This is a genomic window from Luteimonas cucumeris (genome assembly GCF_007830035.1).
Lineage (GTDB): Bacteria > Pseudomonadota > Gammaproteobacteria > Xanthomonadales > Xanthomonadaceae > Luteimonas_C > Luteimonas_C cucumeris.
This window is the reverse complement of the sequence record NZ_VLKN01000003.1, coordinates 46,260-68,470: the sequence shown is the minus strand read 5'-3', so window position 1 is coordinate 68,470 and position 22,211 is coordinate 46,260. Positions and strand designations below refer to the sequence as shown.

At 65.2% G+C, this 22,211-nt stretch carries 25 protein-coding genes, 4 tRNA genes and 1 other RNA gene; 9 read left to right on the top strand and 21 right to left on the bottom strand.

Annotated elements, in window-relative coordinates; translation table 11 throughout:
• Nucleotides 1–59: 59 nt before the first annotated feature.
• Both IP90_RS06405 and dnaX read right to left on the bottom strand, forming a co-directional pair.
• A complete protein-coding gene (locus tag IP90_RS06405; RefSeq protein ID WP_144898799.1) occupies nucleotides 60–380 on the bottom strand; it encodes a YbaB/EbfC family nucleoid-associated protein in 321 nt (106 codons plus the stop codon).
• A 6-nt stretch (nucleotides 381–386) separates the two neighbouring features.
• Nucleotides 387–2,114, bottom strand: coding sequence for a DNA polymerase III subunit gamma/tau (dnaX, locus tag IP90_RS06400; protein ID WP_144898798.1), 1,728 nt, complete (start codon nucleotides 2,112–2,114; stop codon nucleotides 387–389).
• 123 nt (nucleotides 2,115–2,237) lie between these two features.
• Between dnaX and IP90_RS06395 the strand changes: the two genes are divergently transcribed.
• A tRNA-Ser gene (locus IP90_RS06395) sits at nucleotides 2,238–2,330 on the top strand.
• A gap of 40 nt (nucleotides 2,331–2,370) precedes the next feature.
• Nucleotides 2,371–2,467, top strand: an RNA gene (gene ffs / locus IP90_RS06390) — signal recognition particle sRNA small type.
• Between the two features lie 156 nt (nucleotides 2,468–2,623).
• Here ffs and IP90_RS06385 read toward each other — a convergent pair.
• The 6 genes from IP90_RS06385 to IP90_RS06360 are packed head-to-tail and all read right to left on the bottom strand — an operon-like array spanning nucleotide 2,624 to nucleotide 6,364.
• Entirely contained in the window at nucleotides 2,624–3,040 is a 417-nt protein-coding gene (locus IP90_RS06385) for a molybdenum cofactor biosynthesis protein MoaE (RefSeq protein WP_144898797.1), read from the bottom strand.
• Nucleotides 3,041–3,283 carry a MoaD/ThiS family protein gene (locus IP90_RS06380; RefSeq protein ID WP_144898796.1) on the bottom strand — a complete coding sequence of 81 codons (243 nt, stop codon included), beginning with the start codon at nucleotides 3,281–3,283 and terminating at the stop codon, nucleotides 3,041–3,043. It abuts the gene before it with no gap.
• Nucleotides 3,280–3,774, bottom strand: coding sequence for a cyclic pyranopterin monophosphate synthase MoaC (gene moaC / locus IP90_RS06375; protein WP_144898795.1), 495 nt, complete (start codon nucleotides 3,772–3,774; stop codon nucleotides 3,280–3,282). Before moaC ends, IP90_RS06380 begins: the two co-directional genes overlap by 4 nt.
• A gap of 57 nt (nucleotides 3,775–3,831) precedes the next feature.
• A complete protein-coding gene (gene moaA, locus IP90_RS06370) occupies nucleotides 3,832–4,854 on the bottom strand; it encodes a GTP 3',8-cyclase MoaA (RefSeq protein WP_144898794.1) in 1,023 nt (340 codons plus the stop codon).
• Complete coding sequence (locus IP90_RS06365) at nucleotides 4,854–5,609, bottom strand: MBL fold metallo-hydrolase (protein WP_144898793.1); 756 nt, start codon at nucleotides 5,607–5,609, stop codon at nucleotides 4,854–4,856. Before IP90_RS06365 ends, moaA begins: the two co-directional genes overlap by 1 nt.
• Nucleotides 5,609–6,364, bottom strand: a complete 756-nt coding sequence (locus IP90_RS06360) for a 3-deoxy-D-manno-octulosonic acid kinase (protein ID WP_144898792.1) — start codon at nucleotides 6,362–6,364, stop codon at nucleotides 5,609–5,611. The genes IP90_RS06365 and IP90_RS06360 overlap by 1 nt, the downstream gene beginning before the upstream one ends.
• Before the next feature lie 19 nt (nucleotides 6,365–6,383).
• Here IP90_RS06360 and IP90_RS06355 point away from each other — a divergent pair, with 19 nt between their 5' ends.
• Together IP90_RS06355 and IP90_RS06350 are read left to right on the top strand one after the other, a co-directional pair.
• A complete protein-coding gene (locus IP90_RS06355; protein WP_242007505.1) occupies nucleotides 6,384–7,433 on the top strand; it encodes a glycosyltransferase family 9 protein in 1,050 nt (349 codons plus the stop codon).
• 10 nt (nucleotides 7,434–7,443) lie between these two features.
• A complete protein-coding gene (locus tag IP90_RS06350; RefSeq protein WP_144898791.1) occupies nucleotides 7,444–7,794 on the top strand; it encodes a hypothetical protein in 351 nt (116 codons plus the stop codon).
• Nucleotides 7,795–7,962: 168 nt separating this feature from the next.
• Here the strand turns inward: IP90_RS06350 and IP90_RS06345 are convergent, their stop codons facing one another.
• Nucleotides 7,963–8,370: a DUF6165 family protein gene (locus IP90_RS06345; RefSeq protein ID WP_144898790.1), complete on the bottom strand. Its 408-nt coding sequence runs from the start codon at nucleotides 8,368–8,370 to the stop codon at nucleotides 7,963–7,965.
• Nucleotides 8,371–8,477: 107 nt separating this feature from the next.
• On the opposite strand from IP90_RS06345, the gene IP90_RS06340 reads away from it, so the two are divergent.
• Together IP90_RS06340 and IP90_RS06335 are read left to right on the top strand one after the other, a co-directional pair.
• A tRNA-Ser gene (locus IP90_RS06340) sits at nucleotides 8,478–8,568 on the top strand.
• Nucleotides 8,569–8,733: 165 nt separating this feature from the next.
• A complete protein-coding gene (locus IP90_RS06335) occupies nucleotides 8,734–9,438 on the top strand; it encodes a PP2C family protein-serine/threonine phosphatase (RefSeq protein ID WP_144898789.1) in 705 nt (234 codons plus the stop codon).
• 114 nt (nucleotides 9,439–9,552) lie between these two features.
• Here the strand turns inward: IP90_RS06335 and dnaQ are convergent, their stop codons facing one another.
• From dnaQ to IP90_RS06320, 3 genes are all read right to left on the bottom strand, one after another.
• The gene (dnaQ, locus tag IP90_RS06330) at nucleotides 9,553–10,272 is read right to left on the bottom strand and encodes a DNA polymerase III subunit epsilon (RefSeq protein ID WP_144898788.1); all 720 of its coding nucleotides are present in this window, start codon (nucleotides 10,270–10,272) and stop codon (nucleotides 9,553–9,555) included.
• 141 nt (nucleotides 10,273–10,413) lie between these two features.
• Complete coding sequence (gene rnhA / locus IP90_RS06325; RefSeq protein WP_144898787.1) at nucleotides 10,414–10,866, bottom strand: ribonuclease HI; 453 nt, start codon at nucleotides 10,864–10,866, stop codon at nucleotides 10,414–10,416.
• Between the two features lie 25 nt (nucleotides 10,867–10,891).
• A complete protein-coding gene (locus IP90_RS06320; protein ID WP_144898786.1) occupies nucleotides 10,892–11,545 on the bottom strand; it encodes a methyltransferase domain-containing protein in 654 nt (217 codons plus the stop codon).
• 39 nt (nucleotides 11,546–11,584) lie between these two features.
• Between IP90_RS06320 and gloB the strand changes: the two genes are divergently transcribed.
• The 3 genes from gloB (at nucleotide 11,585) to IP90_RS06305 (ending at nucleotide 14,432) form a co-directional block, all read left to right on the top strand.
• Nucleotides 11,585–12,358 carry a hydroxyacylglutathione hydrolase gene (gene gloB / locus IP90_RS06315; RefSeq protein ID WP_144898785.1) on the top strand — a complete coding sequence of 258 codons (774 nt, stop codon included), beginning with the start codon at nucleotides 11,585–11,587 and terminating at the stop codon, nucleotides 12,356–12,358.
• Entirely contained in the window at nucleotides 12,355–13,518 is a 1,164-nt protein-coding gene (locus tag IP90_RS06310) for a lytic transglycosylase domain-containing protein (RefSeq protein ID WP_144898784.1), read from the top strand. Before gloB ends, IP90_RS06310 begins: the two co-directional genes overlap by 4 nt.
• Nucleotides 13,519–13,634: 116 nt before the next feature.
• Nucleotides 13,635–14,432 (top strand): enoyl-ACP reductase FabI, encoded by a 798-nt coding sequence (locus IP90_RS06305; protein WP_144898783.1) that lies wholly within the window; start codon nucleotides 13,635–13,637, stop codon nucleotides 14,430–14,432.
• 179 nt (nucleotides 14,433–14,611) lie between these two features.
• On the opposite strand, the gene IP90_RS06300 is transcribed toward IP90_RS06305, so the two are convergent.
• From IP90_RS06300 to IP90_RS06260, 9 genes are all read right to left on the bottom strand, one after another.
• Nucleotides 14,612–16,585, bottom strand: coding sequence for a SurA N-terminal domain-containing protein (locus tag IP90_RS06300; RefSeq protein WP_144898782.1), 1,974 nt, complete (start codon nucleotides 16,583–16,585; stop codon nucleotides 14,612–14,614).
• Nucleotides 16,586–16,714: 129 nt separating this feature from the next.
• Nucleotides 16,715–16,791, bottom strand: a tRNA-Asp gene (locus tag IP90_RS06295).
• Nucleotides 16,792–16,839: 48 nt separating this feature from the next.
• Nucleotides 16,840–16,914, bottom strand: a tRNA-Val gene (locus IP90_RS06290).
• Nucleotides 16,915–16,956: 42 nt separating this feature from the next.
• Nucleotides 16,957–17,229 carry an HU family DNA-binding protein gene (locus IP90_RS06285; RefSeq protein ID WP_144898781.1) on the bottom strand — a complete coding sequence of 91 codons (273 nt, stop codon included), beginning with the start codon at nucleotides 17,227–17,229 and terminating at the stop codon, nucleotides 16,957–16,959.
• 216 nt (nucleotides 17,230–17,445) lie between these two features.
• Nucleotides 17,446–19,869 (bottom strand): endopeptidase La, encoded by a 2,424-nt coding sequence (lon, locus tag IP90_RS06280; RefSeq protein WP_144898780.1) that lies wholly within the window; start codon nucleotides 19,867–19,869, stop codon nucleotides 17,446–17,448.
• Nucleotides 19,870–20,103: 234 nt separating this feature from the next.
• Nucleotides 20,104–20,397 (bottom strand): hypothetical protein, encoded by a 294-nt coding sequence (locus tag IP90_RS06275; RefSeq protein ID WP_144898779.1) that lies wholly within the window; start codon nucleotides 20,395–20,397, stop codon nucleotides 20,104–20,106.
• 70 nt (nucleotides 20,398–20,467) lie between these two features.
• Nucleotides 20,468–20,908 (bottom strand): hypothetical protein, encoded by a 441-nt coding sequence (locus IP90_RS06270; protein WP_144898778.1) that lies wholly within the window; start codon nucleotides 20,906–20,908, stop codon nucleotides 20,468–20,470.
• On the bottom strand, nucleotides 20,868–21,644 hold the full coding sequence (locus IP90_RS06265; protein ID WP_144898777.1) for an N-acetylmuramoyl-L-alanine amidase: 777 nt from the start codon (nucleotides 21,642–21,644) through the stop codon (nucleotides 20,868–20,870). The genes IP90_RS06270 and IP90_RS06265 overlap by 41 nt, the downstream gene beginning before the upstream one ends.
• The gene (locus tag IP90_RS06260) at nucleotides 21,641–22,180 is read right to left on the bottom strand and encodes a PAAR domain-containing protein (protein WP_144898776.1); all 540 of its coding nucleotides are present in this window, start codon (nucleotides 22,178–22,180) and stop codon (nucleotides 21,641–21,643) included. The genes IP90_RS06265 and IP90_RS06260 overlap by 4 nt, the downstream gene beginning before the upstream one ends.
• Nucleotides 22,181–22,211 lie beyond the last annotated feature (31 nt).

Here is a 22,211-nt window from a genome sequence, read left to right as displayed (position 1 = left end):
GGTGCGCCGCGGGCTTTTACTCTTTCGAATCACCCATCACGAATCACCAATCACGCGTTTCAGAACGGCAGCTTCATTCCCGGCGGCACCGGCATGCCGGCCGTCGCCGCGCCCATGCGCTGCTGCGATTCGGCATTGGCCTTGTTGACCGCGTCGTTGAACGCGGCGGCGATCAGGTCCTCGGCCATCTCCGGATCGGACAGCACGCTCGGGTCGATACGCACCTTGCGGCACTCCATGCGGCCGCTGATGGTCACGCTGACCATGCCGCCGCCAGCGTTGCCGGTGACTTCCAGCTGCGCCAGTTCTTCCTGCGCACGCTGCAGGTTTTCCTGCATCTTCTGCGCCTGCTGCATCAATTGGGCAATGTTTCCACGCATGTCGGTCTACTCGTCGAAAGGTCGGATGGAATCGGGCACCAGCCTGGCGCCGTGCTGCATGAGGTGGCGCACGGCCGGGTCGGCCATGAAGGTTTCCTCGGCCGCGGCCTGCCGTGCGTCGCGCTGGCGCTCGTGGCGCTGATGCAGGGTTTCGCCGTTGCCGGCGGCGGTCTCGAACTGGATCTGCGGCACGCCGCCGAGTTTCGGCGCCAGCGCATCGGCAAGTTGCTGGACCATCAGCGGCGAGCACAGGTGGTCGTCGCTGGCCGGCAGCGACAGCCGGAGCACGTTGTCGGCATGGCCGACGAACGCCGCATGCAAGGCCAGCACCCTGGCCGGGCCTTTCAGCGCGATCGAGTCGACCAGTTCCAGCCAGCGTTCGCCATCGATCGCGATCGATGTGGCGGAGGGTGCGGGTGCTGGTGCCAGTGATGCGATCGGCATCGCCTGCCTTGTGGGCGGCGGCGGCGGCGGTGCTGCAGGTGGCGATGGCGGCGACGGCATCGGTGCAGAGACCGCAGCGTGCGCCGGCCTGGCGCTGCGGGTCTCGGTCGCAAGAGCGGCTTTAGCGGCAGCGGCGCCGGTCAAACGCGGCGTAGCCGTGGCAGGTGCCGAGCCTGTCGCTGCGGCAGCACCGCCCTCTGCCGGACGGAATGCCAGCATGCGCAGGACGCTCATCTCGAAACCCGCGCGCGGACTAGGGGCCAGATGCAGGTCGCGGCGACCGTTCAGCGCCATCTGGTACCACAGCTGCACGACTTCCGGACGCAGCGCGGATGCCAGTGACGCGATGTCGATGGCATCGGTCTCGATGCCTGCGCCGGGCACCAGCTGCTTCACCTGCACGCGGTGCAGGCCATCGGCCAGCGCGTCGAGGATGCTGCCCCAGTCCGGCGAGAATTCGGCCAGCGCGGCGACTTCCGCAAGCAGGCCTTCGCCGTCGCCGGACGCCAGGGCGTCGAGCAGCGCACCGACGCGGGTGCGGTCGACCGTACCGAGCATGGCCGCCACCGTGGCGTCGGCCAGCAGGCCGTCAGCCGCATTGGCGCCGGTATAGGCGATCGCCTGGTCGAGCAGCGACAGGCCGTCGCGCAGGCTGCCGTCGGCGGCCTTGGCCAGCTGCCGGATCGCACCGGCTTCGACGGCGATGCCTTCGGCGTCCAGGATCTTCGTGATCTGCCCGCCGATCTGCTGCTCGTCCAGCCGCTTCAGGTTGAACTGCAGGCAGCGCGACAGCACCGTCACCGGCAGCTTCTGCGGGTCGGTGGTGGCCAACAGGAATTTCACGTGGCCGGGCGGTTCCTCCAGCGTCTTCAACAGAGCGTTGAATGCCGACTTGGACAGCATGTGGACTTCGTCGATCAGGTAGACCTTCACGCGGCCTCGCGAAGGCATGTACTGCGCGTTGTCGATCACCTCGCGCACGTCGTCGACGCCGGTGTTGGAGGCCGCGTCGATCTCCAGGAGGTCGATGAAGCGGCCGGCGTCGATCGCCTGGCAGGTCGCGCACTCGCCGCAGGGCTCGGCCGACGTGCCCTGCTCGCAGTTCAGCGACTTGGCGAAGATGCGGGCGATGGTGGTCTTGCCGACGCCGCGCGTGCCGGTGAACAGGAACGCGTGGTGCACGCGGCCGGTATCCAGCGCATTGGTCAGCGCGCGCACCACGTGCTCCTGCCCGACCAGTTCGGCGAAACGCTTGGGGCGCCACTTGCGGGCGAGGACGAGGTAGGACATACGCCCATTCTGCCATGCGCGTTCGCACGGACCGCGACGGATGGCGCGTCGCTTGTTCCAAATGCCCGCCGCGGCTAGAATCTGCGCCCCTGAGCGTTGCCGGAAGCTGCCTTCAGGTCCAGCGGAGAGGTGTCCGAGTGGTTGAAGGAGCACGCCTGGAAAGTGTGTAAGCGTCTAAACCGCGCTTCGGGGGTTCGAATCCCCCTCTCTCCGCCATTAATTCGCGTCGTGACGCGATGTCGTTTCAATGGTGGCCCCGTCGGCCCCTCGCGACGCTAGGTCGAAAACCCCGCCAGGGCCGGAAGGCAGCAACGGTATCGATCGACGCGGGTGCCGAGGTCAGCCGGCGGGGTCGCCTCCATCTGAAGAACCGTTCACGATTTTCCCTCTCCCTTTTACGGGAGAGATGGCCGAAGCCGGGAGAGGATCGGCTTTTTTCGCGCACATGAACCGGCGCAGGCAGAGGGGAACGCGCCGGGTTGCACCTCCGATCAGGAAAGTTGCGAGGATCACTCCGGATGCAGCCATCCCGCGACGCCATCGACGTAGCGCTCTTGCTTCCAGATCGGCACGCGTGATTTCACTTCGTCGATGATGTAACGGCAGGCGGCGAAGGCGGCGTCCCGATGCGCGGCCGACACGCCGACCCACACCGCCAGATCGCCGATCGCCAGGTCGCCGATGCGATGCATGCAGCGCGCGTCGACGATGTCGAACCTGGCCAGCGCTTCGTCCAGCACGCGCTCGCCTTCGCTTTCTGCGAGAGCAACGTAGGCTTCATAGCGAAGGCCGTCCACGGAACGGCCCTCGTTGTGGTCGCGGACCCAGCCTTCGAAACTGGCGAAGGCGCCCGCGTGTGCGTCAAGCAGCGCCCCGCGCATGGCGACGACATCGAAGGTGCGATCGGACAGGCTGAAACGCTTCATTCAGCCTCCGCTGACAGGCGGAATGAACGCGACTTCACTGCCTTCGCGCAGGCCATCGCTCCAACGTGCGAACGCACCATCCGTCGCCACGCGCAGACGATCGACGAGTAACGTGAATCCATGGCGGGTCCGCAGTTCTCCATACAGTGCCTGTAGATCCGTCGCATCCGATTCGACGGCCTCGCTGGCCACACCCGCGGCGTCGCGCAGGCTGGCGAAGTACAACACGTTCACTCGCGTCATCGGTCTTTTCCGAAATCGCGCTTGCCGCCACGCTTGCCCAGCAGCCTGGCCGGGCCAAGCACGATCGCGTGCGACAGCGCCTTGCACATGTCGTACACGGTCAGCGCGGCAATCGTGGCACCGGTCAACGCCTCCATCTCGACGCCAGTGCGATGCGTGGTCTTCACAGTACATTCGATGCGCAGTTCGCGCTCGCCGTGCCAGTCGATGGCGATACGACAACCGTCGATCGGCAGCGGGTGGCAGAACGGGATCAGCTCACAGGTGCGCTTGACCGCCATGGTGCCGGCAATGATCGCGGTCTCGACGATGCCGCCTTTGGCACTCTTCAGAGCGCTCTTGCGCAGTTGTCCCGCCACCGCGACCGGAAAGCGGACGCGACATTCGGCCGTGGCCGCGCGCGCGGTGACGGCCTTTTCCGATACATCGACCATGGCGGGGCGGCCGTCAGGATCGATGTGCGTCAGCTTCTGAGTTGCGGATTTCTTCATTGTTTCCCTTGGCTTGAGCCGTCGTCATTCCCGCGAAGCGGAATGACAGCTTTCAAATCAACCTCCGACCAGGAACATCTCGACATGCTTGCGCGAAACGTCCCGCGCGCCACGCAGTTCGCTGTAACGATCCGCGCGCCGCGACCAGAGGCCTGCGACATGTTCGGAAAACGCGGCTTCACCCTGCTGCAGCATCGCCCGCAGGTCCCTGCCCTCGCCGGCGAACAGGCAGGTGTACAGCCTGCCCTCCGCCGACACGCGGGCACGATGGCAGTCCCCGCAGAACGGCGCGCTCACGGAACTGACGAAACCGACCTCGCCGGCGCCGCCCGCGAACGCATAGCGTGACGCCACCTCGCCCCGGTAATTGGGATCCAGCGCGGTCAACGGCCAGCGCGCATGGATGCGGTCCCGCAGCTCCGCCGAAGGCACAACGCGCGACGCGTCCCAGCCATTGCAGGTGCCCACGTCCATGTATTCGATGAAGCGGACGATATGACCGCTGCCGCGGAAACGTTCGAGCAGCGGCAGTACCTGGTCGTCGTTGACGCCGCGCTGCACGACGCAGTTGAGCTTGATCGGCGCGAAGCCGGCCTGTTCGGCTGCGGCGATGCCGGCCAGCACGTCGGCGACTTCGCCGCGCCCGCCCGACAGCTTCCGGAACACGTCCGCATCGAGCGCGTCCAGGCTGACGGTCAGGCGACGCAGGCCGGCCTCGCGCAGCGCGGCCGCCTGCTTTGCCAGCAGAGAACCATTGGTGGTCAATGCCAGGTCTTCGATGCCGTCGATCCTCGACAGCCGTGCGATCAGTTGCGGCAGATGCTTGCGCAACAAGGGCTCGCCACCGGTCAGGCGCAGCTTGCTGACGCCCAGCCGGACGAAACCGCGCACCAGCACTTCGATTTCATCGAATGACAGGCGCGACGACGCCTCCAGTCCGTGGTCGTCGGCGATCCGGTCCGCCGGCATGCAATACGGACAGCGGAAGTTGCAGGCCTCGATCACCGACAGGCGCAGGTCGCGCAGCGGGCGGCCCAGCGCGTCGACCGGCAGCATTGCATTGCGCGGCAGCGCGCTCATCAGGACTCCAGTGCCGGCGTCGATGGATCGGCCAGCGCCACGACTTCGCCGGGACGGGCGACGCGGTAACCGCGTGCGGCCAGTGCCTCGCCTTCGCCGTGGCTGCCGTAGTGGTAGAGCAGGCAGCGGTCGAGCAGTTCGCGCGGGTATTCACGCTCCAGATCGTCGATGCCGCTGTGCGATGGATTGCCGTGCAGCGCGCAATCATGCGCGACCTGCTCGCCGGCGCCTGCGAATTTCGCCAGCGCCTCCGGAATCGGCCGGGTGTCGCCAGTCCATACCACGCTGCCACGCAGGCGTAGGCCGAACGCGGTCTCGGGCCAGTGATGCCGGGCCGGGAATACTTCCAGGCGCACGCCGTCGTGCCAGAACGCGGCACCGACCGGAACCACCTGGAACGCATCCCAGAAGTTCGCACCGCCCTCGGCCAGCGCGTTCGGATAGTCGCCGACACGCTGGTGCAACAGCGGCACCACCGTCGCCGGCACGTACAGGCGCACCCGTCCGCGACGCGCCTGGTCGAAAAAACTGGCGACGAACAGCCGCTCGAAACCGGCGACATGATCCAGATGGGTGTGGGTGACGAACAGCGCGCGCGGCATCTCGCCGTAATGCGCTTGGTACGCGGTCAGGCCTTCGCCACCGCAGTCGATCGTCAGCCATGGCGAGCCGTCGCGCTCCAGCGTCGCCATCGGCGAGCCGAGTTCGACCGCGGACGCATTGCCCACGCCATGGAAGCGCAATGACCAACCCATCAGTAGCCCCGGTTCCAGGTATTGAGGTAGGCGCTGCGCAGGCGCGCGAAGTCCGCGTCGACGTCGGCTTCGCTGCGCGATCCGCGCAGTTTCATCAGCGATCTGCGCAGCCGCGACAGATTGCCTTCGCGCCAGCGCGTGGCGGGAATGCGCAGCCGGCTTCGATCCAGGTCGATCACCCAGCCGTGGCCATGGGTGTCGAACAGGATGTTGCTGGCGTTGAGGTCGGCGTGGTCGAGGCCGGCGCGATGGAAGCGCGCGATCAGCCGACCGGTTTCCTCCCACGGTGCATCGTGGCCGACGGTCGCCGCGCGTTCGGCCAGCGAGCGCGCACCGTCGATCCGTTCCAGCAGGATCGCCGCGCGATAGCGCCAGCCCTCGCGGACGTATTGCGCCGCCACCGGCCGCGGCACCGGCAAGCCACGCCGGATCAGTTCGCGCAGCAGCTGGAACTCGGCGAAGCTGCGCACGCGCCGGCTGCCGCGCCACAGGTGCCGGTCGCGGCTGAAGGCGGCCATCCAGCCGCCGCGCAGGTAATGGCGCAACACGGCGGCGCCGAAGGGCCCATCGACGAACCAGGCGCCGCCGCGGCCGCCGCTGCGCACCGGCCTGGCCTTCTCGCCCCACTGCGAGGGTACGAACCAGTCGGGCTCGGCTTGCCGCAGGCGCGTGCCGTCGAACAGAATCGCGCCCATCCCCTGTCCGCGCTCGTCGCGGAACGGCGTCAGTGCTTCGGTGGCGTCGAACCCGGTCATTCCACGAGTCTAACAACACGTGCACGCATCGCCTGCCCCGCCGCGTTCGATCTGCCTGCTGCGCCTGTCCGCGCTCGGTGACGCCACCCATGTGGTGCCGCTGATACGCACCTTGCGCCGCGCCTGGCCGGAAGTAGCCCTGAGCTGGGTGATCGGCAAGGGCGAGTTCAAACTGCTGGAAGGGCTGGCGGGCGTCGAGTTCCTGGTCTACGACAAGCACAGCGGCCTGAACGGCATGCGCGAACTGCGCAGGCGCTTCGGCGGCCGGCGTTTCGATGCGCTGCTGCAGATGCAGGTGGCGGCGCGCGCGAACCTGCTGTCGGCGTTCGTCCCGGCCGTGCGCCGCATCGGCTACGACCGTTCGCGCTCGAAGGATCTGCATGGCCTGTTCATCAACGAGCGCATCGCCGACCGGCCTGGCATCCATGTCCTCGACGCGATCGGCAGTTTCTGCGAACCGCTGGGCCTGAGCCAGGACGAAGTCGTCTGGGACCTGCCGGTTCCGGACGACGCGCGCGCTTGGGCCCGTGCACAGTGGCCGGAAGACGGCCGGCCGACATTGCTGATCTCGCCCTGCTCCAGCCATGTGCGACGCAACTGGCGCGCGGACCGTTACGCCGCGGTCGCCGATCATGCTGCCGTGCAGGGATGGCGCATCGTGCTGTGCGGCGGTCGCAGCCCACTCGAACGCGACACTGCCGATGCCATCCTGGCCACAATGCAGGCGTCGGCGCTGGACCTGGTCGGCAAGGACACGCTGAAGCAGCTGCCGGCACTGCTGGAGCGCGCCGACCTGGTGATGACGCCGGACTCGGGCCCGATGCACATCGCCAACGCGATGGGCAGCAAGGTGCTGGGCCTGCACGCGGCCAGCAATCCGGCGCGCAGCGGGCCGTATTCGGATCGGCGCTATTGCGTGGACCGGTACGACGACGCGGCGCGGAAATACCTCGGCAAGCCGGCGGCACAGATCAAGTGGGGCACCAAGATCGAGCACGATGGCGTGATGGACCTGGTGACCGTCGAAGACGGGATCGCCGCATTCGAGCGTTATCGCCAATCCCAATGAAGGAGCTGACATGGATCCCACCCTCGCCGGAGCGCTGGCCACTTTGCTGGGTGCCGTCGTCGGCGGCGCCATCAGCTATCTGCTCAACCGGCAGTTGCACGGCCAGCAGCTGCGGTTGACGCGCGAACAGCACAAGACCGAATACATGGCCGAGGAAACGGCCCGCCATTTCCTCAGCCACAAGGGCTATACGGATCGCTCGTTCGAGGTACTGCAGAAGCACCTGGGCGGCTTCAGCGACGACGAACTGCGCAAGATCCTGGTGCGAGCCGGCGCGATCCGCACCTATCGCGAGGATGGCTCCGAATGGTGGCGGCTGCTGAGCCGGATGGACGAGTACATCGAAAGCAAGACCGGCTGAATGCGGCTGGCGGTCGGCGCGCGGCGTGCCGAGATGTCACTCCGGTACGCTGGCAATCAAGCAGATTCCTCACCGGGTTCGGGATGACGGCCTCATGAGGATGAACACTTCGTGGCTGATGGCTGCTGCCTGTGGCAAGCTGGCCGGGGCGCCACCCCGCCAGCTGACTCACTGCGCGGCGCGGGCCTTGTAGTCTTCGTACGACTTCTCTTCGACATAGCTCGAACCCAGCGCCAGGTTGATGTCCTTCTTGATCCGCGCGCGCGTGTCGTTCTCGAAGTAGACGCTACGCGCCAGCTGGATGAATTCATCGTCGAAGGCCTGTGCCTTCTCCTTGACGCGGATATCGTCTTCGATCACCCACAGGCGTTCGTTGACCTTCTTAAGTTCCGCGCGCAACCGGGCGATGTCCTCCACGGCGGCCGGGTGGGCCATCCAGGTCTTCTCCAGCGCCTCCAGTTCGTTGCGCACGTTGGCCAGCTTGGCCGGATCGGTCATGCGCTCGGACTTGATCTGCAGGATGGCGATCTTGTCGAGCAGTTCGCCGAAGGACACGGGGACGAGGATTTCGGACATGGCGATGGGTCGGATGAGGGGCGGCCAGTTTACGCCGTGCCTTGTCCACGCTGCCCGTGGCCCGTATCATTGCGCCCCCGGCCGCATGCGCCCGCGTCCGGGACACCGGAGAGGTGGCAGAGTGGTCGAATGTACCTGACTCGAAATCAGGCGTGCGTTCATAGCGCACCGTGGGTTCGAATCCCACCCTCTCCGCCAGATACGCAAGACGCCCCGCAAGGGGCGTTTTTCGTTTTTCGATGCCAGGGGAAATCGGCCCGCATCGAGGCCTAAGGGTTTCCCTGATGTTGCCTCGCGTCCTCCCTGCCGCGATCATTCCGTTATCCGCCTAAAGAGAGCTCACATCACCGGCATGATCGACTCATGATCGAGTTTGGACACCTGACCCATGTGGGCCTGCGGCGCGAGCTGAACGAAGACACCTATTACGGCGACAGCGAACTGGGCCTGTGGCTGGTGGCCGACGGCATGGGCGGGCACGAGTACGGCGAAGTGGCCAGCGCGCTGGCGCGCGAGACCATCGTCCGCGAGGTGCGCGAGGGAACGCCCCTGGTGCAGGCGATCCGCATCGCCGACGAGGAGATCATCCGTGCTTCCAAGCGCCGCAACGAGGCGCTGCCGATGGGCACCACCGTGGTCGCGGCGCGCGTGTCCGGCAACCGTTTCGAGGTGGCCTGGGTCGGGGACAGCCGCGTCTACCTGTGGCGTGACGGCCAGCTGGCGCAGCTGTCGCAGGACCACAGCTACGTGCAGGAACTGATCGCCCAAGGCGCGATCACGAATGAACAGGCGCGCAGCCATCCCCATCGCAACGTGGTCACGCAGGCACTGGGCGTGACCGATCCGGTCCAGCTCAATGTCGAGACCATGACCGGCGAACTGCGGCCGGGCATGCAACTGCTGTTGTGCAGCGATGGCCTGACCGAGGAAGTCGACGACCGCGGCATCGCGCGGATCCTGTCGCATGGCGAATGCAGCGCGCAGGAATGCGTCGACGGGCTGGTGGCTGCCGCGCTCGACGGCGGCGGCTCGGACAACGTCACGGCAATCCTGGTTCGCCGGCATTGACCGCTGCGCCACGTCGCACCGCCTGGACTCCGGGCGCTGGCGGCGGCATTCCTGATTTGTGGGGCCTAGTCGGCTGCGCGCCCCTGATCAGCAACAACTGCAACCCGTTGCGCTCTACGCAGCTTCTTCCACGCGCTCCGCGTCCCAAATGCACACTCCGGCACGCGTGCGGATCTTGGCCAGCCGCGCCTCGTGCGCGGCCAGGTCCGCTTCATCGGCTTGCACCCGCGGCCGCGGACCTGCCAGCGCGGGCACGAGGCGATCGATCACGACCTGCTCTTCGACCTCGACCAGGCTGTCGAAGCCGATTTCGCTCTGCCCCGCAGTCAGCGCCAGATACGCTTCGGCCAGCAGTTGCGCGTCGAGCAGCGCCCCGTGCAATTGCCGGTGCGAATTGTCGACGCCAAGTCGTCGGCACAGGGCATCCAGCGAATTGCGCTGACCCGGAAAGCGCTGTCGCGCCAGCTCCAGTGAATCCAGCACCGGGTTGCGCTCGCGCAGGCGACCGTAGTGCGCACCCAACCGGGAAAGCTCGGAATCGAGGAAGCCGATATCGAAGGCCGCGTTGTGGATCACCAGCTCCGCGCCGTCGATGAATGCCAGGAATTCATCGGCCACCTCGGCAAACTGCGGCTTGTCGGCCAGGAACTCCAGGGTCAGTCCGGTGACTTCCTGGGCGCCGGGCTCGAACGCGCAATCGGGTCTGAGATAACGGTGGAACGTGCGGCCGGTGGGTCGGCGCTCGAACAATTCCACGCAGCCGATCTCGACTACGCGGTTGCCTTTTTCCCAGGAGAGACCGGTGGTTTCCGTGTCGAGGATGATCTGTCGCATGACGTCATTGTAGGGTGGCCCTGGCCCACCGTCGCGGATTTCTCCCGCGTGGATGATTGAACGCCGGCGTCATTGTGGAATACCGCTTCGGCGCAGGCGTTGTCGCGATTCGTCGATCTGCGATGGTGCGACGGCGCCCACCTACAACGCCGCGAGCCGCTGCTTGAACTTCAACGCCTCGACGCGCGCCAGCTCGTCGACGCGCTCGTTGTCCGGATCGCCCGCGTGCCCCTTGACCCAGCGCCAGTCGATCCTGTGCCGCTGCGTGGCGGCATGCAGGCGTTCCCACAGATCACGGTTCTTGACCGGATCGCCGCCGGCGGTTTTCCAGCCGCGCCGCACCCAGTTCGGCATCCATTCGCAGATGCCCTGCTGCACGTAGCGCGAATCGGTATGCACCGCGACCTCGCAGGGCTCGGTCAGCGCTTCCAGGCCGGCGATCGCGGCCATCAGTTCCATGCGGTTGTTGGTGGTCGCCGGTTCGCCGCCGACCAGTTCGCGCTCGCGGCTACCGTAGCGCAGCAGCGCCGCCCAGCCGCCCGGACCGGGGTTGCCGAGGCAGGCGCCGTCGGTGTGGATTTCGATGGATTTCAACGCGTGGGGTTTCCTGCGGGTTGGGTCATGCGGCGGGCAGACCAGGCTGCCAGCGCAACGCCGGTTGCCGGATCCGGGTCAGGGGGATGACCTGCTTCTCGGCGCGTAGCAGGTAGGCGGCGCGACTACCGGCGCCCGTCTGCGGATCGGGCACGGGCTGGATCCGCCAGCGCGGGCCCAGGCCGACCGATACCGGCTCCGGCTGCAGGCCCTGCGCGCGCAGCCGTCGCCGCCAGGTGACCGGTTCGCAGCTGCGCAGGCCATTGCCGGACCAGCGCGCCCGATACAGGCCAAGTGGATTGAGCGCGAAGATCCACAGGCGCCCGCCCGGGACCAGCACCCGCACGCATTCTTCCAGAAGCTCCGGCCAGGCTGCACAAGTCTCGGCGACGTGCTGCAGGATCACCGTGCCGACTGCTTCGCTGGCGATCGGCAAGATGGTCGCACAGCGGACATCTCCGTCGAAAATGCCATTAACCTGCTTTAAACGAATGAAAACTCCATTGTTCTGGCCGATATCCGGAATATGCGGCGCCAGCAGCAACGCGGGCAGGCCGGGGCGTTCGCCCAGGCCTTGGCGCAACGGGCCCTCCTCGCTGCGCAGCAATGCCTGGCCTTGTGGCGTCATGAACCAGGAGCGGGCGCCATCGGGTTGACGGCTGGCGGAGCGGACGGGCATGGTCGGAATTCTGCGGGAAAGCTTCCGGAGCGTCACCCGATGCGTTTGCAGGCCCTGCCGGCGTTCAGCGACAACTACATCTGGATCTGGGCCGATGACGGGGGTCGGGCCCTGGTCGTCGACCCCGGCGAGGCCGGCCCGGTGCTGGCGGCGGCCGAACAGGGGCTGACACCCGTGGCGATCCTGCTGACCCACCACCACGACGATCACATCGGCGGGGTGCCGGACCTGCTGCGGCGCTGGCCGGCGCTGCCGGTGCTCGGTCCCGACGATCCGCGCATCACCGTCGCGACCGGGCGCGTCGGCGACGGCCATCGCGGCGAACTTCTGGGCCAGCCTTTCGATGTACTGGCGGTACCCGGGCACACCCGCAGTCACATCGCCTTCCACTTCCCGGGCCAGGGCAATCCGCTGTTCTGCGGCGATACCTTGTTCAGCCTCGGCTGCGGCCGGATGTTCGAGGGCACGCCGGCGCAGATGCTGGCTTCCCTGGATCGCCTGGCGGCCCTGCCCGCGGACACGGCGGTCTGCTGCGGCCACGAATACACCCTCGCCAATGCCTGTTTCGCGCGGACCGTGGAGCCCGCCAATGCCGCACTGGCTGCACGCGAAGCGGAAGCCATCACATTGCGCGAAAGCCGACAGCCGACCGTACCCAGCACGCTGGCACAGGAGCGCGACACCAATCCGTTCCTGCGCGTCGACGAACAAACCGTGCACGCCTCGGTCACGGCGCATGCGGGGCGCGCACCGGCAGACCGGGTCGAAACTTTCGCCGAATTGCGGCGCTGGAAAGACGGTTTCCGCGCATGAGGAGCGCCATCGCACTCGTCCTGGCTTTGCTCTGCGCAGCTTCGGCATCGGCGCAGACCACCGGGCAGGAAGCGGCCATACCACCGGCGACGCCAATTCCGGCGACGCAGGCACCGGCAGCCACCCGCAGCGGCCTGGTGATCTACCAGCGCTTCCGCGACCACCTCGCCGATCCGAGTTGCGACGCCGACGCGGTCAGCCCGCGCTGGCGCGAGCACTTCGCCAATGCACCGAAACGGCTCGGCAATCCCGACAGCGACGTGCTGCCGCTGTTTGGTTACGTGGTCGACGCGCTGATCGAGGCCAACCTGCCGACCGAGTTCGCGCTGATCCCGTTCGTGGAAAGCGGCTACCAGCCTGGCGCACGCAGCGCCGGCGGCCCGGCCGGGCTGTGGCAGTTCATCGCCGTCACGGCGCGCAACCACCGCGTGCCGGTGCAGCCCGGCTTCGACGGCCGCCTGTCGCCGGTGGAGTCCACCCGCGCCGCGGTGCGTTATCTCAAGACCCTGCACGGCATGTTCGCCGGCGACTGGCGGCTGGCGGTGATGGCCTACAACGCTGGCGAGTACCGGCTGCTGCAATCGTTGCGGCGCAGCGGCCAGAACGCGCGCACCGCGCGGCCGGCGGAACTGGTCGGCCTGTCCGGCATTACCCATGCCTACGTGCGCAAGCTGCATGCGCTGTCCTGCCTGATGGCGCAGGCCGACGACCGCGAGGAATGGATGCGTGCGATCGACCGTCCGGTGCCGGTACTCACCGCGCAATCCTGGCCGGCGGACATCGATCGCCTAGATCGCTGGGCCGCCCGCTACGACCTGGATGCCACCGCGCTCAAACGCATGAATCCCGCCTTCGTCGGCGGCCGCCTTGCCCGCAATGACCGCGACCTGCGCGTACTGGCGCCAGCCAGCAGCGCCGGGATGCCGACACCGGTCGCCATCGCCACGCTCGCCGATGCCGGCGCCGCGGCAGCCATGCCGATCCTGATCGCCGGGACCGGCGAATCACCCCAGCCATATACTCATACCGTGGTGCGCGGCGAATCGCTGTCGGTGATCGCACGCAAGTACCGCGTCAACCTCGCCGAACTGCGCGATCGCAACGGGATCGGCGCGAACGGCGTAATCAGGCCCGGCATGGTGCTCAAGCTGCAGGATTGAACGCAGCCCGATGTCGACGGCGAGCCGCTGCCGCGGCACGCCGCGACCGGAACTCGACTGGGCCGGCCTGCGGCGTCAAACTTGTCGTCCTGATCCGCAACAGACGAAGGCAGACCATGAGCTTCCTGCAAGGCAAGCGCGCATTGATCACCGGCATCGCCAGCGAGCGTTCGATCGCCAGCGGCATCGCCGAGGCCATGCACCGCGAAGGCGCCGAACTGGCGTTCACCTACCAGAACGAGAAGCTCAAGAGCCGCGTCGAGTCCGCTGCCACCGAGTACGGCAGCAACATCGTCCTGCCGCTGGACGTCAGCGACGATGCACAGATCGCCGCCTGCTTCGAACAACTCGGCCAGCACTGGAATGATGGCTTCGACATCCTCGTCCACGCCATCGCGTTTGCCCCGCGCGAAGCCATCGCCGGCCAGTTCCTCGACGGCATGACGCGCGAGAATTTCGCGCTGGCACACGATATCTCGGCCTACTCGCTGTCGGCGCTGGCCAAGGCCGCACGCCCACTGATGCAGGGCCGCAACGGCGCGATCCTGACGCTGAGCTACCTGGGTGCCGAGCGCGCGCTGGTCAACTACAACCTGATGGGCGTGGCCAAGGCCAGCCTGGAAGCATCGGTGCGTTACCTGGCCCTTAACCTCGGCCCGGAAGGCATCCGCGTCAACGCGATCTCGGCTGGCCCGATCCGCACCCTCGCCGCCTCCGGCATCGCCGGCTTCCGCAAGATACTGGGCCACGTCGAGCAATACGCACCGATGCGTCGCAGCGTCAGCATCGAGGACGTCGGCAACGTCGCCGCCTTCCTCTGTTCCGATCTTGCGGCAGGCGTGACCGGCGAGATCACGTATGTGGATGCCGGCTACAACATCCTGGGCATGACCGGCGTGGGCGATAGCGAGTAACTTGAGCTACGACTCACTTGCCGCATGCGCGAGCCATGCGCGCGGCAGCCGCCAGCGTACAAAAATTCGCTGAATTCACGGATGGCTCGCTTGTCCGGCAGCGGAGAAGCTCTCGATGCCGATGCAGAAAAAGGCCCGGCATTGCCGGGCCTTTTTTTCCATGCGATTTTCGGCGAGGCTTATAGCCGGTCCTCGGCCACTTCCACCTTCATCTGCTTGCGCATCGCCGATACATAGGCCTGCGCGGCATCGACGCCCTTCATCTGCGCCATCTGGTTCTGCATCTGTTCGCGCTGCGCCGGCGGCAGGCTGTCCGGATCGCCCGGCTCGGCCTTGCTGACCGCGAACACCAGGTGGCTGCCGTCGGGCAATGCAACCTTGCCAGGCGACACCTTGCCCGCAGCAGGACGCGGCACGGCGAAGACGGCTTCGTTGGCTTCGGGAGTCGGTACCGGCGCGCCGCGCTGAAGCGCCTGGGCCGAATTCGCCTGCAAGCCCTGCGTTGCGGCAATGGCCTCCAGGGTTTCGCCCTTCTGCACCCGCGCCAACACCGCATCAGCCGCGGCTTCCGATGCCTTGCGGCTGCGATCGGCGCGAATGCCGGCGATCACCTTCTCGCGTACCTCCGCCAGCGGCAGCGTGCGCTCGGGCGTGTGCTGCGTGACCCGGATCAGCACGCTGTGATTGGGCGCGATCTCGATCGGATCGCTGACCGTGCCGTCCTGCACCAGCGTTTCCGAGAACGCGGCGCGCTGTACCGCGGGGTTGGCCGCGATGCCAGTAGCATCGGCTCCACGCGAGAAGGGACCGAGTGTCTGCACGGGCAGGTTCAGCTCGCGCGCCGCCGGCTCCAGCGCAGTCGGATTCTTGTAGACGAGGTCGACCAGGCGACCCGCCATCTCGTTGAACTGCCTTTCGCGATCGGCTTCGGCGTGTTCGCGCGCCAGTTGCTCGCGCACGTCCTCGAACGCCACCTGCTGGCCGGCCTTGATTTCTCCCATCCGGATCACGTGGTAACCGAACTCGGTCTTCACCGGCGCGCTGACCTGGTTGGGCTGCATCGCGAACAAGGCGTCCTCGAAAGCCTTGGGCATCAGGCCCTTTTCGACCCAGCCCAGGTCGCCGCCGGCATCCTTGGAACCCGGGTCATCCGAATTGGCCCGCGCCAGGGCCGCGAAGTCGGCGCCAGGCTGCTTGGCTTGCGCGGCCAGCTGTGTCGCCTTCTGCTCGGCGGTCTTCTGCGCGGCAGCGTCCGCATTGGCGTCGACGCGGACCAGGATGTGCGCCGCCTGGCGCTGTTCCGCGGCGACGAAACGCGCCTTTTCCTGATCGTAACGACGACGCAGTTCGGCATCGTCGGCTGGCATCATCTGCAGCGTGGCGGCGTTGAGTTCGACGTATTCGATGCTTACCGATTCCGGCGCGCGGTATTCGCTGGCGTGGTCGCGATACCACTTCTGTATTTCCTCGCCACTGATCGCGCCCGTGTCGGCTACGGCGGGCAGCAATGCAAAGCTCACATCGCGCTTTTCACCCAGCAGCGCGAGCATGCGGTCCAACTCGCCGGAGGTCACGAACGAGGAGTCGGCGATGCGGCCCGGAATCTGCGACTGCTGCAGGCTGTCGCGCACCAGCTGCTCGAACTGCAGCGGCGTGCGCGGCGGAATCAATGACGCCAGGCCCAGTTGATAGCGCTGCACGTCGAACTTGCCGTCCACCTGGAACTCCGGCAGCGACTGGATGGTGTCGCGCACTTCGGCGTCGCTGACCACGATGCCCGAACGCTCGGCGGCGATGCGCAGCACCTGCTCGTCGATCAGCTTGTCGAGCACGGTACGCTTGTTTTCGACGCTCTCGAACGCCTTCGCATCGAAGGCGTCGCCGGCCTCGGCGCGCTGCTGCTGGCGCTGCTGCTCGAAACGGGTACGGAACTCGTCGACGCTGACCTCGTGGTGCGTCCACAACATCCTGGCCGGCCACCATGACGGCGCCGACTGCCACCAGGTCGGCGGCGTGGAAACTTTGGCCGCGTAGTTGTCGACCCGCTGCGAGAGGTACTGCTCGACCCCGAAGAAGGCGAACGGAATGAGCAATAGTGCCAGGATGACCTTGGCGATCCAGCTCGAGGACTTGTCTCTGAGGTTCTGCAGCATGGGCAGTCTTGGGTCGTTACGTAGCCGCGCAGTTTAACTTGCTTCGGCCGGCCTCAGGCGCGACCGATCGGGCGGTCCACGCAGGGCCGAAAAGACGAAGGCGCCCTTTCGGGCGCCTTCGGGTACGACTGGCGGAGTGGACGGGACTCGAACCCGCGACCTCCGGCGTGACAGGCCAGCATTCTAACCGACTGAACTACCACTCCGCTTTGTGAACCTGCTCTGGGGCAACCCTTTGGCGAGGACCTTGGAACTGGTGGGTGCTGAGGGTTTCGAACCCCCGACCCTCTCCGTGTAAAGGAGACGCTCTACCGCTGAGCTAAGCACCCCGGTGCTTTTCGACAACCGCCAAGGCGGCTGTCGCGGGCCGATTAGTTTACTGCATCCTTCAGGGCCTTGCCAGCCTTGAACGCAGGATTTTTCGAGGCCGGGATGTTGATGGTCTCGTTGGTACGCGGATTGCGGCCGGTACGCGCGCCGCGCGCACGCACGGTGAACGTGCCGAAGCCCACCAGCGTCACGTCTTCGCCGCTCTTCAATGCCTTGGTCACGGCGCCGATGAATGCATCGACTGCACGGCCGGCGTCGGCCTTCGACAGATCGGACTCGCTGGACACGGCCTCGACCAATTCGCTTTTATTCATTCTGGGACTCCCTGTGCGGTCATGACCGCTGGATGATGGCCGGGTTCCCCACTACGGAGATTTCCATAGTCGTGCCCGGCCGGACGTGCCTCGATGCGCGGTGAACACGCGCATCTCGGTTGCGATTGTTATACCAGCGCCATTTTAGCCATGCAACACGAAAAGCCAATAGCGGCGCGGGTTTCAGCGCTTTTTTCAGGCGCTTTTCATCGACCTTCAGTGCTTGACATCGACCTGCTTGATCGCCTTGTCATTGTCGCGTACGACTTCTTCGATGCCTTTCGCGGCAACGTTGGGCGTGAGCGGGCGTTCAAGCGCGAGATCGAGCACCTCGTCAATCCATTTCACCGGCACGATCTTCATGTGCTGGCTGACGGTCTTCGGAATATCGGCAAGATCCTTGCGATTTTCCTCGGGAATGATCACGGTGCGGATACCGCCTCGCAAAGCCGCGAGCAGCTTTTCCTTCAGCCCGCCGATCGGCAGCACGCGTCCGCGCAAGGTGATCTCGCCGGTCATCGCCACGTCGGCACGCACCGGTACCTTGGTCAGCGTCGACACCAGCGCAGTCGCCATCGCAATGCCCGCACTCGGCCCGTCCTTCGGCGTCGCGCCCTCAGGCACGTGCAGGTGCACGTCGAGCTTCTGCAGGAAATCCAGTTCGATGCCGAGCCGCTCGGTGCGCGCACGCACCACCGACAACGCCGCGGATGCGGATTCCTTCATCACGTCGCCGAGCTGGCCGGTAAGGATGAGCTGGCCCTTGCCGGGCACCAGCGTCGACTCGACCTGCAGCAGGTCGCCGCCCACTTCAGTCCACGCCAAGCCGGTGACCAGGCCGATCTCGTTGTCCTCTTCGGCGCGACCGAAGTCGTAACGCTGCACACCCAGGTATTTTTCCAGGTTCTTGCTGGTCACCGTCAGCACCTTGGTCTTCGCTTTCGGGCCGGCCAGCGCGATCTCCTTGACCACCTTACGACTGATCTTGGCGATCTCGCGCTCGAGGTTGCGCACGCCGGACTCGCGCGTGTAGTAGCGCACGATGTCCTTGACCGCAGTGTCGGCGATCTTCAGTTCCTTCTCGCTCAGGCCGTTCGCCTTGAGCTGCTTCGGCACCAGGTAGCGCATCGCGATGTTGATCTTCTCCTCCTCGGTGTAGCCGGGGATACGGATCACTTCCATGCGGTCCAGCAGCGGCCCGGGAATGTTCAAGGAGTTCGAAGTCGCGACGAACATCACCTCGCTGAGATCCAGGTCGACTTCGAGGTAGTGGTCATTGAAGGAGTTGTTCTGCTCCGGATCGAGCACTTCCAGCAACGCGGAGGACGGATCGCCGCGGAAGTCCATCGACATCTTGTCGATCTCGTCGAGCATGAACAGTGGATTCTTGACGCCGGCCTTGTTGAGGTTCTGCACGATGCGCCCGGGCATCGATCCGACGTAGGTACGGCGGTGCCCGCGGATCTCCGCTTCGTCGCGCACGCCGCCCAGCGACATGCGCACGAACTTGCGGTTGGTGGCCTTGGCGATGGACTGGCCAAGCGAAGTCTTGCCGACGCCCGGCGGGCCGACCAGGCACAGGATCGCGCCCTTCATCTGCTTCACCCGGGTCTGCACAGCCAGGTACTCGAGGATGCGTTCCTTCACCTTTTCCAAGCCGTAATGATCGGCATCGAGCACGTCCTGCGCGGCCTTCAGATCCTTGCGGATCTTGCTGCGCTTCTTCCATGGCACGCCCAGCAACCAATCCAGATAGTTGCGCACCACCGCGGCCTCGGCCGACATCGGCGACATCTGCTTGAGCTTGTTGAGTTCGTTCTTGGCCTTGGTTTCGACCGGCTTCGGCATTCCGGCTTCGGCGATCTTCCGCGCGAGTTCCTCGATGTCGTTCGGCGCTTCGTCCAGATCGCCCAGTTCCTTCTGGATCGCCTTCATCTGTTCGTTGAGGTAGTACTCGCGCTGGCTCTTCTCCATCTGCGACTTGACCCGACCGCGAATGCGCTTCTCCATCTGCTGCACGTCGATCTCGCCATCGACCAGACCTACCAGTAACTCCAGGCGCTCGCCGACCTCGATCGTCTCGAGCAGCTTCTGCTTGTCGGACAGGCGCACGCCCAGGTGCGCGGCGATGGTGTCGGCCAGGCGGCCCGGCTCGTCGATGCCGGACAAGGTCTGCAGCAGTTCCGGCGGCAGCTTGCGATTGGTCTTGACGTACTGCTCGAACAGCGACATCAGCGAGCGTGCGATCGCCTCGACCTCGCGCCCTTCGCGCGAATCGGCGGACTCGATCACCACGCCGCTGCCGCTCAGCGAACCGTCGCGGGAAACAACCTTGTCGACGCGCGCGCGCGCCACGCCTTCGACCAGCACCTTGATGGTGCCGTCGGGCAGCTTGAGCAGTTGCAGGACCTGCGCCAGCGTTCCGATCGGGTAAAGATCGTCGGCGCCGGGATCGTCGGTCTCCGCGGATTTCTGCGCGACCAGCAGGATGCGCTTGTCGGCCTCCATCGCCTGATCGAGCGCATGGATCGACTTGTCCCGGCCGACGAACAACGGGATGACCATATGCGGGAACACGACCACATCACGCAGCGGCAATACCGGCAGTTGCAGGGTTTCGTGTTCGGTGAGATCGGACATGGGGACTCCAGATGAATGCGATTCGCGGCCGCCCGGGCCGCCATGGTCGATTTATGGGGTTGGCGCCGGAGCGATGCAAGCGCCGTGGCGAGCCTGTCGCGCGGAGGGCCACCGTTTTCCTTGCGAATCAGCAAGTTAAGTAGATCTTGGAAACAGCACGTTCCGTCGAGGATGTCTGGAGGCGGGAGTACGCCTCGCGCAGCACGAGCCGGCGACTGCGGGTCCATGCATAACTCAGAACAACCCGAATGCCGCCAATGCAAGCAGAGGAATCGCCGCAACCGCCCATGCGGCCGATGCCAGCTTCCTGGCGCACCTGAAACCGAACCCGGCCAGTATCAGCGCGGCGAGCCACAGGCACGCCCCTGTCACCCAGGCGGCGGTTGATCGCTTCAGGCGCGCGGCGATTTCAGCTTCGGGCACCCTGGGCGCAGGATCGCCCATGCCAGTGACTGTCCCGTAAATCAACAGCATCAAGGACAGGATGGAAAGCGCCAAGGCCAGAGTGGCCGTCGCGTATGGCTTCATGTGCGCTACACCCTGCAGCTACGCGACCTTCTCCGCACGCCCCGTGAGGCTGCATTCTCATCGCTCTGAATTACTGGTCGGGATTCATGCCGTCATATGGCATCAGGACCAGCGGGCCACATGCTTTCTCTGCACATCCCCAATGGCGAATTTCATTTTCGTTGGTCCAGGTAGCCGTCGCACCGCCGGCTATCACGAAATTCCAACTTTTCCCATCGGCGTCGAGCTTGCCTGAAATCGAGCAAGGTATCTGATAGAACGCATCGTAAGAGGACTCGTCACTCCGTTCGCTAAGCTGAAAGAAACGCTCGACTTGCTGCGCTGACAGCCGCCATTTGCCGCAGGCCGATTCCAGAACATCGCCGGAACTCCCCTGATAGCTAGCTGGAGAGACCTGGGTCACTCGTACCGCAGCTTCCGATGTCGTATTCGCTACGCGCGTCGACGTGTCGCACGACGACAACAAGACGCTAGCCGCCGCGATGGCGATAGCCTTGGTTAACACCTTCATATCCTGGAATCTCCTGATCAAAGGTAGGAGGGAAGCCCTTGCCATCATCGTCGGATGAGTAGAGGCCAGCACCCTCCCCGCCCTTCTTGTACGACACTTTGTCGTGCTCGTAGATGTCTGAGTCGGTGATACCGTAGGCGCTCTTCAGGATATCGATTATCGTGACGATAGCTGCGGATTGCGCGGGTGTTGGCGGATCCCACGTCGCATCATCCGGATCGTCATCACCGCAATTCGTAAGGCATTTCGCGACAGTCTCGATGCCTACGCTGTCTTCATTCATCGGATAGCGCGCAGGGTATGCCTTGGCTTTTTCATGACTGTATATTTTCCCCGGCGCAAAACCCCAGGACTTGATCATCTTCATTTCATCTATTGGACAAGTGCCGCTCTCGAAGCACTTCGACCTAATTTTACCGACGTGAAAGGTTTTCTTTAGAAGGCTCGCGACTTGATAAACAGCCCCGTCCTTATCCACATAAAAGTGCGTACCCACTCCCTTCTTGGCAGAAGTCAGGGCACTTTCGACGTTATCGCCGGAAGTTCGATGCAGTACTATGGCTTTCGGCCCAGCTAGAGAGCCTTTCTCCACCTCAGGTATGGCCTTGAGGGTGAAGCCTGCATTCTGGACCCAGCCCTTTTCGTCAACATAGACCCTGACCGCGATCTGCTTGCGTTGCGTCTGCGAAACAGGGGTTGTAGGCGATTCCGCCACCAGCATGTATTTGCGGCTCATGCGGGAACTTCCTCTTCCAGCTCGACCTTCAAATTCTCGGACTCATCCGTGTTAACCAGATGTGTTTTTCCGTCGCTGTCGGTAGTTCCCATTTCATCGGAGCCATTGGGCCGCACAACACGGTAGCCACGATGGGCGAGTGGCTTGCCTGTCAGCTCAGAAACGAGAATGAATGCTTCATCGTATTTGCCGGTAAAAGCAGCCACTGACGCAACTGCGGTGGCGGCCTCGGCACTTGCTGATCTGTTTGATGCACGGCTGCTCCCACCGGCATCGACGTAGACGTGACTCTGTTGCGCAGTCAGCACCCTGCAGCCGCAGGCCAGCGAACTACCGTGCAAGGCCACGGGCTGGCCGTCGACGACCAGTGTGATGTCGCCGTCGACGATGGGGAACACGCCCTTGTGGCGTGGACAAGTTGCCCTGTCGCTGACGCGGGACACGGGCATGCCGTCGATGTCGGCAACGGGCGAGCCGGTAATCACACGGCCGCCACTCGACGTTGCGTCGCCTACCACGATCCAGTTTCTGGCCATCACGCATTCCTTGCGTTTTCCCGGAACACGT

Excerpts from the sequence above, each read along its gene's own strand:
- dnaQ (WP_144898788.1), bottom strand. The coding sequence starts at position 10,272 with ATGCGACAGATCATCCTCGACACGGAAACCACCGGTCTCTCCTGGGAA.
- IP90_RS06270 (WP_144898778.1), bottom strand. The coding sequence starts at position 20,908 with ATGAAGGTGTTAACCAAGGCTATCGCCATCGCGGCGGCTAGCGTCTTG.
- IP90_RS06405 (WP_144898799.1), bottom strand. The coding sequence starts at position 380 with ATGCGTGGAAACATTGCCCAATTGATGCAGCAGGCGCAGAAGATGCAG.
- IP90_RS06265 (WP_144898777.1), bottom strand. The coding sequence starts at position 21,644 with ATGAGCCGCAAATACATGCTGGTGGCGGAATCGCCTACAACCCCTGTT.
- lon (WP_144898780.1), bottom strand. The coding sequence starts at position 19,869 with ATGTCCGATCTCACCGAACACGAAACCCTGCAACTGCCGGTATTGCCG.
- IP90_RS06260 (WP_144898776.1), bottom strand. The coding sequence starts at position 22,180 with ATGGCCAGAAACTGGATCGTGGTAGGCGACGCAACGTCGAGTGGCGGC.
- IP90_RS06285 (WP_144898781.1), bottom strand. The coding sequence starts at position 17,229 with ATGAATAAAAGCGAATTGGTCGAGGCCGTGTCCAGCGAGTCCGATCTG.
- moaA (WP_144898794.1), bottom strand. The coding sequence starts at position 4,854 with ATGAGCGCGCTGCCGCGCAATGCAATGCTGCCGGTCGACGCGCTGGGC.
- IP90_RS06360 (WP_144898792.1), bottom strand. The coding sequence starts at position 6,364 with ATGACCGGGTTCGACGCCACCGAAGCACTGACGCCGTTCCGCGACGAG.
- IP90_RS06335 (WP_144898789.1), top strand. The coding sequence starts at position 8,734 with ATGATCGAGTTTGGACACCTGACCCATGTGGGCCTGCGGCGCGAGCTG.
- gloB (WP_144898785.1), top strand. The coding sequence starts at position 11,585 with ATGCGTTTGCAGGCCCTGCCGGCGTTCAGCGACAACTACATCTGGATC.
- IP90_RS06350 (WP_144898791.1), top strand. The coding sequence starts at position 7,444 with ATGGATCCCACCCTCGCCGGAGCGCTGGCCACTTTGCTGGGTGCCGTC.
- IP90_RS06275 (WP_144898779.1), bottom strand. The coding sequence starts at position 20,397 with ATGAAGCCATACGCGACGGCCACTCTGGCCTTGGCGCTTTCCATCCTG.
- IP90_RS06305 (WP_144898783.1), top strand. The coding sequence starts at position 13,635 with ATGAGCTTCCTGCAAGGCAAGCGCGCATTGATCACCGGCATCGCCAGC.
- IP90_RS06345 (WP_144898790.1), bottom strand. The coding sequence starts at position 8,370 with ATGTCCGAAATCCTCGTCCCCGTGTCCTTCGGCGAACTGCTCGACAAG.
- IP90_RS06310 (WP_144898784.1), top strand. The coding sequence starts at position 12,355 with ATGAGGAGCGCCATCGCACTCGTCCTGGCTTTGCTCTGCGCAGCTTCG.
- IP90_RS06365 (WP_144898793.1), bottom strand. The coding sequence starts at position 5,609 with ATGGGTTGGTCATTGCGCTTCCATGGCGTGGGCAATGCGTCCGCGGTC.
- moaC (WP_144898795.1), bottom strand. The coding sequence starts at position 3,774 with ATGAAGAAATCCGCAACTCAGAAGCTGACGCACATCGATCCTGACGGC.
- IP90_RS06385 (WP_144898797.1), bottom strand. The coding sequence starts at position 3,040 with ATGAAGCGTTTCAGCCTGTCCGATCGCACCTTCGATGTCGTCGCCATG.
- IP90_RS06380 (WP_144898796.1), bottom strand. The coding sequence starts at position 3,283 with ATGACGCGAGTGAACGTGTTGTACTTCGCCAGCCTGCGCGACGCCGCG.
- IP90_RS06320 (WP_144898786.1), bottom strand. The coding sequence starts at position 11,545 with ATGCCCGTCCGCTCCGCCAGCCGTCAACCCGATGGCGCCCGCTCCTGG.
- IP90_RS06300 (WP_144898782.1), bottom strand. The coding sequence starts at position 16,585 with ATGCTGCAGAACCTCAGAGACAAGTCCTCGAGCTGGATCGCCAAGGTC.
- dnaX (WP_144898798.1), bottom strand. The coding sequence starts at position 2,114 with ATGTCCTACCTCGTCCTCGCCCGCAAGTGGCGCCCCAAGCGTTTCGCC.